The sequence below is a fragment of the Flavobacterium panici genome (assembly GCF_903819335.1).
GTDB lineage: Bacteria > Bacteroidota > Bacteroidia > Flavobacteriales > Flavobacteriaceae > Flavobacterium > Flavobacterium panici.
In genome coordinates this window covers 263417-276429 of record NZ_CAIJDE010000062.1, presented here as the reverse complement: position 1 = coordinate 276429, position 13013 = coordinate 263417, and the positions used below count along the sequence as shown (strand labels likewise).

At 33.6% G+C, this 13013-nt stretch carries 13 protein-coding genes and 1 tRNA gene; 5 read left to right on the top strand and 9 right to left on the bottom strand.

What is annotated here, in order from left to right; genetic code table 11:
- Positions 1 to 122: 122 nt before the first annotated feature.
- The 3 genes from FLAPXU55_RS21255 to FLAPXU55_RS21245 all read right to left on the bottom strand — a co-directional run bounded on the left by FLAPXU55_RS21255 (position 123) and on the right by FLAPXU55_RS21245 (position 1803).
- Positions 123 to 584, bottom strand: coding sequence for a MarR family winged helix-turn-helix transcriptional regulator (locus FLAPXU55_RS21255; RefSeq protein ID WP_180861150.1), 462 nt, complete (start codon positions 582 to 584; stop codon positions 123 to 125).
- A 137-nt stretch (positions 585 to 721) separates the two neighbouring features.
- Positions 722 to 1081, bottom strand: coding sequence for a VOC family protein (locus FLAPXU55_RS21250; RefSeq protein ID WP_180861148.1), 360 nt, complete (start codon positions 1079 to 1081; stop codon positions 722 to 724).
- A 305-nt stretch (positions 1082 to 1386) separates the two neighbouring features.
- The gene (locus FLAPXU55_RS21245) at positions 1387 to 1803 is read right to left on the bottom strand and encodes a helix-turn-helix domain-containing protein (protein ID WP_180861146.1); all 417 of its coding nucleotides are present in this window, start codon (positions 1801 to 1803) and stop codon (positions 1387 to 1389) included.
- Between the two features lie 418 nt (positions 1804 to 2221).
- Here FLAPXU55_RS21245 and FLAPXU55_RS21240 point away from each other — a divergent pair, with 418 nt between their 5' ends.
- Positions 2222 to 3427: an AAA family ATPase gene (locus FLAPXU55_RS21240; protein ID WP_219637279.1), complete on the top strand. Its 1206-nt coding sequence runs from the start codon at positions 2222 to 2224 to the stop codon at positions 3425 to 3427.
- A gap of 241 nt (positions 3428 to 3668) precedes the next feature.
- On the opposite strand, the gene FLAPXU55_RS21235 is transcribed toward FLAPXU55_RS21240, so the two are convergent.
- From FLAPXU55_RS21235 to FLAPXU55_RS21225, 3 genes are all read right to left on the bottom strand, one after another.
- On the bottom strand, positions 3669 to 3920 hold the full coding sequence (locus FLAPXU55_RS21235) for a GIY-YIG nuclease family protein (protein WP_180861142.1): 252 nt from the start codon (positions 3918 to 3920) through the stop codon (positions 3669 to 3671).
- Positions 3921 to 3981: 61 nt separating this feature from the next.
- A tRNA-Val gene (locus tag FLAPXU55_RS21230) sits at positions 3982 to 4056 on the bottom strand.
- Positions 4057 to 4237: 181 nt separating this feature from the next.
- Positions 4238 to 5461, bottom strand: coding sequence for a bifunctional folylpolyglutamate synthase/dihydrofolate synthase (locus FLAPXU55_RS21225; RefSeq protein ID WP_180861140.1), 1224 nt, complete (start codon positions 5459 to 5461; stop codon positions 4238 to 4240).
- A gap of 131 nt (positions 5462 to 5592) precedes the next feature.
- Between FLAPXU55_RS21225 and FLAPXU55_RS21220 the strand changes: the two genes are divergently transcribed.
- Positions 5593 to 6288, top strand: a complete 696-nt coding sequence (locus FLAPXU55_RS21220) for a MotA/TolQ/ExbB proton channel family protein (RefSeq protein WP_057124348.1) — start codon at positions 5593 to 5595, stop codon at positions 6286 to 6288.
- A 3-nt stretch (positions 6289 to 6291) separates the two neighbouring features.
- Positions 6292 to 6687 carry an ExbD/TolR family protein gene (locus FLAPXU55_RS21215; RefSeq protein ID WP_053470764.1) on the top strand — a complete coding sequence of 132 codons (396 nt, stop codon included), beginning with the start codon at positions 6292 to 6294 and terminating at the stop codon, positions 6685 to 6687.
- A gap of 395 nt (positions 6688 to 7082) precedes the next feature.
- Here the strand turns inward: FLAPXU55_RS21215 and FLAPXU55_RS21210 are convergent, their stop codons facing one another.
- The 3 genes from FLAPXU55_RS21210 to FLAPXU55_RS21200 form a co-directional block, all read right to left on the bottom strand.
- Positions 7083 to 7988 (bottom strand): energy transducer TonB, encoded by a 906-nt coding sequence (locus tag FLAPXU55_RS21210; protein WP_180861138.1) that lies wholly within the window; start codon positions 7986 to 7988, stop codon positions 7083 to 7085.
- A gap of 463 nt (positions 7989 to 8451) precedes the next feature.
- On the bottom strand, positions 8452 to 9678 hold the full coding sequence (locus FLAPXU55_RS21205; RefSeq protein WP_180861136.1) for a Glu/Leu/Phe/Val dehydrogenase dimerization domain-containing protein: 1227 nt from the start codon (positions 9676 to 9678) through the stop codon (positions 8452 to 8454).
- A 142-nt stretch (positions 9679 to 9820) separates the two neighbouring features.
- On the bottom strand, positions 9821 to 10396 hold the full coding sequence (locus FLAPXU55_RS21200) for a chalcone isomerase family protein (RefSeq protein ID WP_053470767.1): 576 nt from the start codon (positions 10394 to 10396) through the stop codon (positions 9821 to 9823).
- 480 nt (positions 10397 to 10876) lie between these two features.
- Between FLAPXU55_RS21200 and FLAPXU55_RS21195 the strand changes: the two genes are divergently transcribed.
- Together FLAPXU55_RS21195 and FLAPXU55_RS21190 are read left to right on the top strand one after the other, a co-directional pair.
- Positions 10877 to 12019, top strand: a complete 1143-nt coding sequence (locus FLAPXU55_RS21195) for an acyl-CoA dehydrogenase (RefSeq protein WP_053470769.1) — start codon at positions 10877 to 10879, stop codon at positions 12017 to 12019.
- Between the two features lie 276 nt (positions 12020 to 12295).
- Entirely contained in the window at positions 12296 to 12973 is a 678-nt protein-coding gene (locus tag FLAPXU55_RS21190; RefSeq protein WP_053470939.1) for a Crp/Fnr family transcriptional regulator, read from the top strand.
- The last annotated feature ends 40 nt before the right edge of the window (positions 12974 to 13013 follow it).

The following is a 13013-nucleotide window of genomic DNA, read 5'->3' as shown; positions in this document are numbered from 1 at the left end:
GTATAATAAACCGGAATTGTAAAAAACATAATTTAAAATGTAGGTTACAAGTGTTCTTTGGGAGCGGTAAACAAAAATACAATTTTTCTGATAAGTATTTTGAATTTTAAACCCAAGCACTTTTACTCTGTTTTATTTTTATCAATAAGATTCGCCATATTAGAATTAAACGACGGAAGATTTTCATCTAAAGAAGAAAAGAAATCAAGATCGGCATTTTCTACTTCAATAAGAGCTTTTTGCAAAATTGTTTCGCCTGTATTCGTTAATCGAATGGTTTTTGCCCTTGTATCAGTTTCATGTTCGTGCCTTGTAATAAAACCTTTTTCTTCCAGCGTTCGCAATACTTTTGAAACCATCATTCTGTCAGCATTACTCTGGTTCGCAATATCAATTTGCGTTACAGAATCGCTTTTTTTTGAAAGCCAGCCCAAAGCAGCCAGCAGCACAAATTGAGTCTGCGTTAAATCTAACGGATCTAAAACTTTTTTTAGTTTGCGCTGCCAAAGCATTGTTAGCTGCCCAAGTAAATACCCGGGGCTGTCTTTTGGACTTTTAAAATGAAAATTAATTTCCTTAGCCATAATAATGTTGAAGCATTTGTGTCAATATTAAAAATCAAGTTTGTTGATTTCAAAGATAGCCATCAGAACCTTTAATAGATTGGATAACGGAATTTTTTTCTTCCTTAATCTGTTTCTACAATTACTGATATTTACTTTTATTTTGTCTCCAAAAAAGTAAGTTTATAACCGTCAAGATCTTTTACATGAAAAGCTCTTCCAAACGGAGTTTCTATAATTGGTCCCGCTGTTGTTATTCCGTTTTCGATAAATTTCTCTTTTAATTCGTCTACATTTTCGGTAACAGCAAACCAAAGCGCTACGCCAACTCCTAATTCCCGATCTTCTAAAGGTTCAAGCGGAGTACGAATAGCAAAACTTGCTTTTCCTTCGTCGTATTTAAAAATACAAGCCTGCGGATTAGTATTTCCAACTTCAAACCCTAATTTCTTTTCGTAGAAGTCTTTTGATGCTTCTAAATTTTTTACCTGTAGTGATGCAAATGTAAGTTCTCTCATTTTTTCTAAAATTAAATTGTTGTCGCAAATATAGTATACGCGACAACAATATGCAAATGAATTTGCTTTTTTGTTTTTGATTTTTAGAATTTACACAATCTTGTCATTTCGACTGAAAGGAGAAATCGCACTAGAAATTCTACAAAGTATGTCGCCAATCTTTGTCGATTCCCGAGTGCGATTTCTCCTTTCAGTCGAAATGACAATACTTTGCGTTTATTAGATTAATGCAAAAGATGCGGAGAAAAAAATAGACATAAAAAAAACTCCTTAATTTCTTAAGGAGTTTTTTGTTTTGTAAAAGGCTATTTTCCTTTCACTATTTTTTCGAGATATTCAACTTTATCTTTTTCGGCTTGGATTAATCGTTCATAAAGTTTTTCCTTTTCTTCGTAAAGTTCTACAACTTTATCAAGTGGATTGAATGAAGGTTGAACATTGACTCCATTAATTGTTGAACTGTCATGGCTATTAAATGTGTTGTTAATTACACTTAATATAATTTCATCACTATAACTTTTAATAGCTTCTGCTGAAACACCTAAAACTTCTGCAATAGCGTTTAGTTTTTCTTCATCAACAGTTTCACTTCCTTCAATGTTAGAAACAGACTGTTGAGATATACCAATTGCAAAAGCAAGTGCTTCTTGCTTCATTCCTCTAAGCTCCCTAATTCGGCTTATGTTTCGTCCTATATGTTTTGGTTTTAATATCGTGCTCATAATTCAAAGATAATAATTAAGTATAATAAACCGGAATTGTAAAAAACATAATTTAAAATGTAGGTTACAAGTGTTCTTTGGGAGCGGTAAACAAAAATACAATTTTTCTGATAAGTATTGGAAGAATGTATATTTTTGAAAATTGAAAGCCTTTCTTAATATTAGAAACCAGTTTATTTTATTAATCTTTATTTATACAAAAAATGAGTCTAAATTTAAAAATTCGTAATTTCAAAAGAGTAAAAGAAGAAATAGAATTTATAATTTTGATTTCGTCAATTATTTTGTTGGTGAAAATGGAAGTGGAAAGAGTAGTGTTTTAAATGCTGTTTCATACTTAAATGATGGTTTAAACTCAAAAAAATTTTTTAGTCCTGATAGTATTGTCGAGCTATCATTTGAAGGACATATGCAGAAATTGATATGGGACGATAATGATCCTAATAAAACTTCTAATATTGGTAATATAAATCCAAAAATATATCTTTTGATATTTTATGAACAAGGTAAAGGTGCCAATGGGATAGCGGGGAAAGTAAAATTAGATTCTAACATAGCTGTTCATAGTCTTGAAAGTTTGGAGGAATTTAATTCTTTTTTAGCAGATGTTGGACATGATAATCTTATTGCTAAAAAAATTATTGACAATCATGATCCTTTTAGTAAAGATACCGGTAAATTAATCTTTGAATCGAAGTTAGGTACTATAGATCCAAATATGATAGCAGATGGATTTAAAATTTTATATAACTTAAAACGTAACTTAACAAAATGGATTAAAAATGTAGAGAAGTCAATCACTTTTTTTGTTATTGAAGAGCCTGAAAGTAATTTACATCCTAGTCTACAGAAAGAAATTCCTAAAATTTTAGATCAAATTTATAGAACATTAAATCCTGAAGTTGCAAAAAAAATATTTTTTTTAATTTCAACGCATAGTCCATTTTTAATAAGTTCAGCGGCCAATTATGAACATCAAAATGTTTTTCCTTTAAAAGACGGAAAGCCATTGGTAATAGATTTTAAAACTCAAACATGGCAAACAACAAATATTGCTGAAAGTTACCATGGTTCCAAATGTGCATATGTCGTAAGTAAGATGTTGGGAGCAGAAATTACAGATATGGGATATCCTGAAAATTATTGTATTCTAGAAGAATATTCGTTGCAATTAATTTTGGATGATGCTCGAAATAAAAGAATCATTAAAAATATACAATTTGTTTCTGCTTCGGGTGCAACAAAATTATTGGGTATGTCTGAAACAATAAACGAATTGGAAAAACTAGACACTTTAGTTAAATGCAATCCTTATTATTACGATAAGTATTATCTAATTATCGATAATACGACAGATTTGGATGATAAGGCAAAAGAACGATTACAAAAAATAAAAAATAAACTTAAAAATAGATTTGTCGAATTGTCTTTGCATTCTCTAGAAGATTATTATTATAATGTTGACTCTGAACTTGCAAGTGAAGCAAAAAGTGAAATTGAAAAAGTTAATGGAGTAGAAAAAGGAAGATTAAAAGCTGAGTATGCTATGAAAATAATAGAACATATAACGGACAAAGAAAGCTTTTCAAGATTATTCAATAATGAATTAGATTTTTTGCTGTAGACTATAATAATATACAACTAATTCAATTTGAGGGGCTCTCTTAGATTGTTAACCCGATAAGGTTAATTTGTATTATAAACATGTTTGGAATAGTGACGATAAAAAACATGCATAAAAAAAACTCCTTAATTTCTTAAGGAGTTTCTTGGTGGGCGATGATAGCTTGTTCCGATTTTTCATCGGAAGGTTCGAACCCCCGACCACTTCCGATGAAAAATCGGAATGCTTAGAACCAGGTGAGCTAATCTTTATTATCAATTAATTTCTGAATTTTAATTCTGCTTTTCCAAGATTTAATTTGTAATTCTCTTTTATGTGCAAGCTCTTTTGTTTCGTAATTTTCAGTATAAACAACTCTCCAATCATTTACATTTCCAGTAAAACCTTTGCTTTTTTGATTATGACGAACAAGCCTTTCTTCTAAATTAGAAGTAAATCCAATATAAAATTTATTCTTGCTTTCGCTAAATAAGATATAAACAATAAAATTCATGAAATGTATATAACAAAAAAAACTCCAAAATCAAATGACTTTGGAGTTTTTGGAATTTCTGTGGGCGATGAGGGGTTCGAACCCCCGACCCCCTCGGTGTAAACGAGGTGCTCTGAACCAGCTGAGCTAATCGCCCTATTTTACTAGGTTGCTATCGTTTGTGATTGCGAGTGCAAATATACGCTAGTTTTTGAGTTCTGCAAAGAAAATCGAATAAAAAATAAAACTTTTTTAAAAATAAACTATATCTCGCTGTTTATGAATTTGTTATTAAATCGGTTTTTTTAGACTTTTTTCTAATATTTAAGTTTTGATTGTTACAAAGGCAATTCGGCAACGACAAAAGTGCTTCCGCCAACATAAATAAAATCATTTTTTGAAGCGTTTTGTTTGGCTTTCGCGAAAGCGCTTTCAACAGAATCGTATTTTTCTCCAATTAAATTAAATTTCTCAGCCGCATTTTGAAGCGTTTCAGTCGGTAAACCTCTTGCCGAATTTGGACTGCAAAAATAATATTGTGCTTCTTTCGGGAAAAGCGGCAAAATAGAATCCAAATCTTTATCGTTTACAACACCCAAAACAATATGTAGTTTTTCGTATTTTTCATTTTGAAGCTGATTCATCACAACAGCTAATCCGTGTTTGTTGTGTGCCGTGTCGCAAATGATTTTTGGGTTTTCACCAAGCTGCTGCCATCTTCCTTGTAAACCCGTATTTTTTACCACATTCAATAAACCTTCTTTTAATTGTTCTGTCGAAACTTTAAAATTGGTTTGATTGTTCAGAATTGAAATCGTCTGCTGAACTGTCTTCTTATTATGAAACTGATAATCTCCAATTAAATCAGATAAATAAATTTGATCAATTAAATCTGAAGCAAAAGAAATCGGTGCGTTGTTTTCTTCGGCTTTAGCCAAAAATATAGGCTGAGTTTCATCTGTATATTCTCCAATTACAACTGGAACATTTGGTTTAATAATTCCCGCTTTTTCGCCTGCAATGGCTTCAAGCGTATTTCCTAAAAATTGTGTGTGGTCTAAACCAATATTGGTAATTACAGAAACCAAAGGCGTAATAATATTAGTCGCGTCCAGTCTTCCGCCCAAACCAACTTCAATAATCGCGATATCTGCTTTTTCTGAAACAAAATAATCAAATGCCAAACCAACCGACATTTCGAAGAAACTCATATCATTAGCTTCAAAAAAATCTTTGTGTTTGGAAATGAACTCACAAACAAAATCTTCTGAAATTTCCAGGCCGTTTACTTTAATCCTTTCCCTGAAATCTTTTAAGTGCGGCGAAGTATACAAACCTACTTTATAACCCGCTTCCTGCAAAACCGAAGCCAGCATGTGCGATGTTGATCCTTTTCCGTTTGTTCCCGCAACGTGAATCGTTTGCAATTTCTTTTCGGGATTACCAAGATGCTCTGCCAGTAACTTGATGTTTGTCAGGTCTTCTTTGTATGCCGAAGCACCCTGAAGCTGATACATTGGTAATTGATTAAACATCCAGTTTGTTGTTTCCTTATAGTTCATTTTATTTGGATAAAATAGTTGCTGATTGAAATAATTTCCAGTTTTTTTAGTTTAATATAACAATGAAAATTATCTTTATTGCAAAATTGAAATATTTTTTAGAATTAATTATTAAAAACCAGAATTAAAATATGTTTAGCTACATTCAATTACAAGCTGATACTCTCGCAAACGCCTCAAACGTAGTGATCGAAAAAATTGCTCACCCAGAAACCGAGATTTCTGTTTTAGGATTTATCTTAAAAGGAGGTTTCTTCTTAATACCAATCGCACTTTTATTGTTTTACACGATTTACGTAATTTTTGAACGCTACTTATATATCCAAAAAGCGTCAAGAATTGATGCCAGATTAATGCAGGACGTTGGCGATAAATTACATGCCGGAAACATTGAATTAGCCAGAACAATTGTAGAAAGAAATGATACAGCTGTTGGAAATATTTTAAAAGAAGGCGTTTTAGTAATTGGAAGACCAATTGCCGAAATCGAATCTAACATGGACCGCGCTGCCGATATTGAAATTGGTGAAATGGAAAGACGTTTAGGTCATTTAGGACTTATCGCCGGTATTGCGCCAACTCTTGGTTTCATCGGAACTATTTCTGGGGTAATTAAAATTTTCTACAGTATTTCGGTTACAGAAAATATCAGTATCGGAAATATTTCCGGAGGTTTATACGAGAAAATGATTAGTTCCGGTTCTGGACTTATCGTGGGAATTATTGCCTATAGTGCTTACCACTTACTGAACGGAAAAATTGATGATTTTGCTTTAAAAATTCAGAAACAGATATTAGAATTTGTAAACATAATTCAAAGATCATAAGGTATGTCGATTAAGAGAAAAAGAAGATTTCACGCTGAGGTTGCGACTTCATCATTAAGTGACATTATGTTTTTCCTGTTGTTGTTTTTCCTAATTATTTCAACACTGGCAAATCCGAATGTTATTAAGATGACGCTTCCAAAAGCAAAATCAAATGAAAAAACGAATAAACAATTAATCAGTTTATCGGTTACAGAGGACAAGCAGTTTTATATCGACAAACAGCCCGTTGCTTTTGAAGAATTAGAAACGACTCTAATGAATAAAATTGGAGCAGATAAAGATCAAACTGTCGTAGTCCGAATTCCGTTTAATTTGCAAGTTCAGGATTTAGTTGATGTATTGCAGATAGGAGTGAAGAATAATTTGAAGTTTGTAATTGCTACAAGTCCGAAGTAAATTTAATATTAGGGCGTGACCACAATAAAAAAATGGGCCAATCAGCATAACGTTGATTCGCCCATTTTTTTATTCCGGTCGTCCCGATAGCTATCGGGAGCGCTACTTCGGTAGCCAGCTTCTATCCCTCACGCAAAACAACACAATCAAAGTCCTTGCGAGGAACGAAGCAATCTCACTTCTATAAGTAAGCGCAATTTTGTCATTTCGACCGAAGGGAGAAATCTCCGCAAGTAACTCCGCAACGTGAATCTAATCTTTGTCGAGCTTCTTGCGGAGATTTCTCCCTTCGGTCGAAATGACAAACTGGACGAAAAAAAGGCTTTCTGAAAATCATCAGAAAGCCTTTTTTTTATGAGAACAGATTTAGTGTAAATCCGTGAAATTCGTGTTTTTTAATTCAAATTGAAATTATAAATAATCTTTCCAACTTGTTTTGCGGCTGCATTTTCATCGGCAGACCATTTTGTGTTTAATGCGGCTATTTTTGCTTGTTCTAATAAACAACTAGCCTTGTTTGTAGTTCCTTTTATTCCGGCAGTTGCACTCACGGTTTTCCCATTTTGATCGACCGTAACTTCAACCACAACAGTTCCTTCTTCGTTACAAGTATATTTAGGAGCTGGTTTAGATAATGCTTTTCGACCATTTAAAGAGTATCCAGTTCCTCCGCCAGAACCACCGCCGCTTCCTGGTCCGTAACCGCTTCCTGTACCAATTCCATTTCCGGTTCCGTTACCGCCTCCGGTTCCTCCGCCAGAACCACCAGATCCGTAATAACCGCTGGAACCTAAGCTTCCGTTTACTTTTCCTTTATTTCCAGACGCTTTATCATCGCCGTCGCCGCCTTTTTTCGAACCTTTTAAAATGCTTGACAAAGCATCGTTTGTAGAGTTTGAAACTTTAGGTTTTTCGGGAACAGGTTTTTGTATTGGTTTTTCAACCGGAACAGGTTTTTTAGGTTTTTCTTTTACAGGAATAACAACATCAGTTTCATCAGCTTTTGTATTTTCCTGAGAAATAATAGCTTCTTCTTCAACTGCTTTTGCCGGAGCTTGTTTTACTTCATTTTTCACTTCCAGAACTTCGCTTTTATAATTGGCTCCGGAACCTAAATCGCTGTCACCAAAATTTACCGTTACGCCGCCACCGCCACCGCCGCCATCTGCAAGTGCAACGTTATTTTCCGGATTGTATGGAGGCCAAAAACGTATAAAAAACAGCAATAGAATGATTACCGCATATATAGCAGTTGTGAGTAGTAATGATTTCTTTTTATCTGAAGAAATAGTGAAACTCATTGTAATTCTGAATTTTGAAATTGTATTAAATAAAAACGTTTAAAAGTACTAAAAATTGTTTAGACTGAAAGAGCTGTGTGTAATTTAACCGCAAAGTTCGCTAAGGTTTTACGCAAAGAACGCAAAGTTTTATCTGTTTAGATTTGTGTAAATCTGTGGGCTGAATAGGAGGTAAAGTTCTCAAAGCTGGGATTTGTTTTAACGCAAAGTTCGCTAAGGTTTTACGCAAAGAGCGCAAAGTTTTTTCTGTTTAGATTGTGTAACTCTTTGTGGTGAATAGAAGGCAAAGTTCTCAAAGCTGGATCTTATTTTTAACCGCAAAATTTTACCTGTTTAAATTTGTGCAAATCTGTGGACTAAAAATTCACAAAGCAGAAATCCAAATAATCCTTTTAATCTGTGGCAAAACAAAAAACGAGCCAAATAGAAATCTGGCTCGTTTATATATAAAGTATAAAATAGCTTATACTAATTGTTTCAATGCAATTTCGAATGCCGTTGCACTAATATTTGTTTTAGATGAATTTAAAGCGTGCGCTTTAATAATCGCATTTTTTATAATTTCAGAAGTATCGTTAAAAATAGCCTCATCTGTCATTTGAACTTTTTTCTCCATGAAATAAGCAAAAACTCTTGCCATTCCGCAGTTTGAAATAAAATCCGGGATTAAACTAACTTTATGATCCACTTCTTCCATAATTGAACCAAAGAAAATTTCTCTGTCAGCAAAAGGAACATTCGCTCCGCAAGAAATAACTTCCAATCCGTTTGCGATTAAGCTGTCGATTTGGTTTTGAGTAACCAATCTTGAAGCGGCGCAAGGCGTGAAAATTTCAGCACCAATGGTCCAGATTTTAGAATTAATTTCTTCAAACGGAATCATATTATCGGCAACTAATTTATTTCCGTCTTTATTTAAAAACAACGTTCTGATTTCTTCAAAAGAAAAACCATCTTCTTTAATTAATCCGCCGTCGCGATCAATAATTCCGATTACTTTTGCGCCCATTTCAGCTAAATAAAAAGCAGCTGCAGAACCAACATTTCCAAAACCTTGTACAATTGCTTTTTTACCTTTAATGTCTCCGCCGTAAGTTGCGTAGAAATGACGAACCGCTTCGGCAACGCCATAACCCGTAATCATATCAGCAACCGTATATTTTCTTGTAACGTCTGGTGAGAATTTTGGGTTTTCGATAACCTTAATTACACCTTGACGTAATTGACCAATTCTATTAATTTTATCCGCTTCTGTAGGCTTGAAGTGTCCGTTGAAAACACCTTCCTGCGGATGCCAAACACCACATTCCTCTGTCATTGGGATTACTTCGTGAATTTCATCAACATTTAAATCTCCACCAGTTCCGTAGTAACTTTTTAATAATGGAGAAACCGCTTTGTACCAACGCTGTAAAACTCCTTTTTTGCGAGGATCATTTGGGTCAAAATTTATTCCAGATTTAGCGCCGCCAATAGCCGGGCCCGAAACAGAAAATTTAACTTCCATTGTTTTGGCCAGTGACAAAACTTCGTTCATGTCTAAGCCTTTTCTCATTCTTGTTCCTCCTCCGGCAGCTCCTCCGCGCAGCGAATTAATTACAGTCCATCCTTCAGCTTCTGTTTCAGAATCTTTCCAGTTAAAAACAATTTCAGGTGCTTTATTTTCAAATTGTTGTAATAAATCTTTCATTTTGTTGTGATATGTTTATTTTGTGTAAATGTATAAAATAGAATAATGCGAATAATGTATTTTGCATCAAATTTATTAAACAAAAAAGAAAAGCCGAAAACTATTCGGTTTTCGGCTTTCTGAATATGTAAAATTTTAAGGATTATATTCCTAATAAGTGTTTTTTCAAAGTTTCGTCAACTGGTTTATCAGAAAGCCAGATTCCGAATAATGCTTTTTTGAAATCAAATCCCTGAACTTTTCCTTTCAAAACTTCATTTTTAAAAACATTGATAGTTTGGTCCAGCGGATTGTAAGCTAAAACGAAAACATCTTTTTCTGTAATTGCGTCGCTTAAGTATGTTTTGAATTGTTCGATTCTTGGTCGTAATTGTTCCAGATTGCTTCCTGCAGATTTTTCGAAACCAACATTCATTGCTTTGGTTAATTTATTTGAAGAAACCATAGAGGATGTAATTTCAATTCGAATAGCCATTTCGGTATCGCTGTCAATAATAAATTTTGGATCCTGGCTTAATTGAGATAAATACAAAGCTTGCACATAAACTTCTAACCACATTTTAGATCTGCCGCCAGCGCCGTTAAGCTGCAAAGTTTTGTTTTGATAATCTATCTTTCTAGGAACAGTAACGCCATTTACCTCTAAATGAGTCTGGGCAGAAACTGCTGAAAATTGTAAAGTTAAAAGGAGTGTAAGTACTAGTAAAATCTTTTTCATGCTCTGTCAATTATTTAATTTTAAGGCAAAAATAATGTTAATTTATCAATATTATTGCCTTTTTTTGGAAGTTTTTTTTTGGAAGTTTTTTATTTTTTTTACTCTATCGGTTTAGTAATCAAATTAGTAAGACTAACTTTACGTAGATTTACGCGCTTTAGGAATTGTTTAATCTTTTCTGTGGAGAAAATGACTTAAAATTTACTTTTTTGAGGTTTTTAAATCGCATTTTTTAATCTTGTATTTTACAAAAAACGCTGCAAAATTATAGTCTGGTTGAAGCAAATCATAAATTATTACGAAAACGTTATCGTTATTCTTGTTGATCTATTAAATTTATATGCATGCATTGTAAAATCCGCATTTAAAAATTATCTTTGGAAGCCTTTTAACCATAAATTGGCTTTTCAAAAAAAACAAATAAAAAACCACGAAAACTGAATTCCAAATTCGGTTTAGAAAAAACAATAAAATAAAACTATGGATTTTAATCTTACCGAAGAACATTTAATGATTCAGCAAGCTGCAAGAGATTTTGCTCAAAACGAATTATTACCCGGAGTTATTGAACGCGACGAGAAACAAATTTTCCCAACCGAGCAGGTTAAAAAAATGGGTGAACTTGGGTTCATGGGAATGATGGTTGATCCAAAATACGGCGGAAGCGGACTTGATGCAATCTCTTATGTTATTGCAATGGAAGAAATTTCTAAAGTTGATGCTTCGGCTTCTGTAGTAATGTCTGTAAATAATTCTTTGGTTTGCTGGGGATTACAAGAGTTTGGAACGGAAGAACAAAAACAAAAATATTTGCCGGGATTAGCTTCAGGTCAAATTCACGGCGCTTTCTGTTTAAGTGAGCCGGAAGCAGGAAGTGATGCAACTTCGCAAAAAACAACTGCGATTGATATGGGCGACCACTATTTGGTAAACGGAACAAAAAACTGGATTACAAACGGAAACACAGCTTCTGTATATTTAGTAATTGCACAAACGCATCCTGAATTAAAACATAAAGGAATCAATGCTTTGATCATGACGAAAGATATGCCAGGTTTTTCTGTTGGTCCAAAAGAACAAAAAATGGGAATTCGCGGTTCTGATACACACTCTTTAATGTTTAGTGATGTAAAAGTTCCGAAAGAAAACAGAATTGGTGAAGACGGTTTCGGATTTAAATTTGCTATGAAAACGCTTGCCGGAGGTAGAATTGGTATTGCGTCTCAGGCATTAGGAATAGCTTCTGGAGCTTATGAACTAGCTTTAAAATATTCTAAAGAGCGTAAAGCTTTTGGAACTGAAATCTGCAACCACCAGGCAATTGCTTTTAAACTGGCAGATATGGCGGTTAATATTGAAGCGGCTCGTCATTTATGTATGAAAGCGGCTTGGGATAAAGACCAGCATAAAAATTATGACGTAAGTGGTGCAATGGCAAAATTATTCGCTTCGCAAGTTGCAATGGACACAGCGGTTGAAGCAGTGCAAATTCATGGAGGAAATGGTTATGTAAAAGAGTACCATGTAGAACGTTTTATGCGCGATGCAAAAATCACTCAGATTTACGAAGGAACTTCAGAGATTCAAAAAATCGTTATTTCAAGATCTGTTATCGCCGGATAATTTTCTTTTAAATATATTCAAAACCCTTTCAGGCTTTCTGCTTCGAAAGGGTTTTTTGTTGTCCAGTTAAACTATAATTTGAACACTGATGACGCGGATTCGCTACCGCGAAGACACAGATTGACGCGGATTTTTTATTTTCAAAAACAATAGAAATCCGTTTTATCAGCGTCTTCGCGATAGCGAATCTGTATAATCCGCGTGCTTAAAACTTATCAGAAAGATAATCACGCAATTGTTAAATTAATTACATTTACACCAACAGATTTAATTTTTATGTACGAAGATTTAAAATATTGGTACTTGCGGGATCATAAATTGTTTAGAACGCTGAGTTATTCACAAATCAAGCAATTGTGTATTATTACCGGTTTTAAAAAAGCAGCAAAAGGAGAAATCATTTATTTTTCTTCTTCAGATGTGCCTCGTATCTTTTTACTTAAAAAAGGAAATATAAAAATTGTTGCCATTGATGATGATGGCAATGAAACCATAAAAGACATTATTCAAAAAGGAGATTTATTTGGCGAATTGACTTTAGAAACAGATAATAAAGTCGAAGAATATGCAAAAGTACTTTCTGATGATGTTGTAATCTGCAGTTTTTTAATGTCTGATTTTGAAGATTTATTGTTACGGAATCCAACATTGGCAATTTCATACACCAAATTTGTTGGTTTAAAAATGAAACGCGTTAAAAATAGTTATGCCAATTTAATTTCTAAAGATGCCAAAACGAGATTGTACCAATTCCTAAAAGACTGGGCAGAACAAGAAGGCGTTAGAAACGGAAACACGGTAGCTATTGAAAACTATTTAACCCAAAATGATATTGCGCAAATCATCTGTACTTCAAGACAGACTGCTACGCAATTACTAAATGAAATGGAAACGAACCAGCTCATAAGTTATAACAGAAAAGAAATTATCATTCAGGATATCACCAAATTATAATTATTTTAAGCGAAGTGTAAATTAGCCGACATTTTGCTTT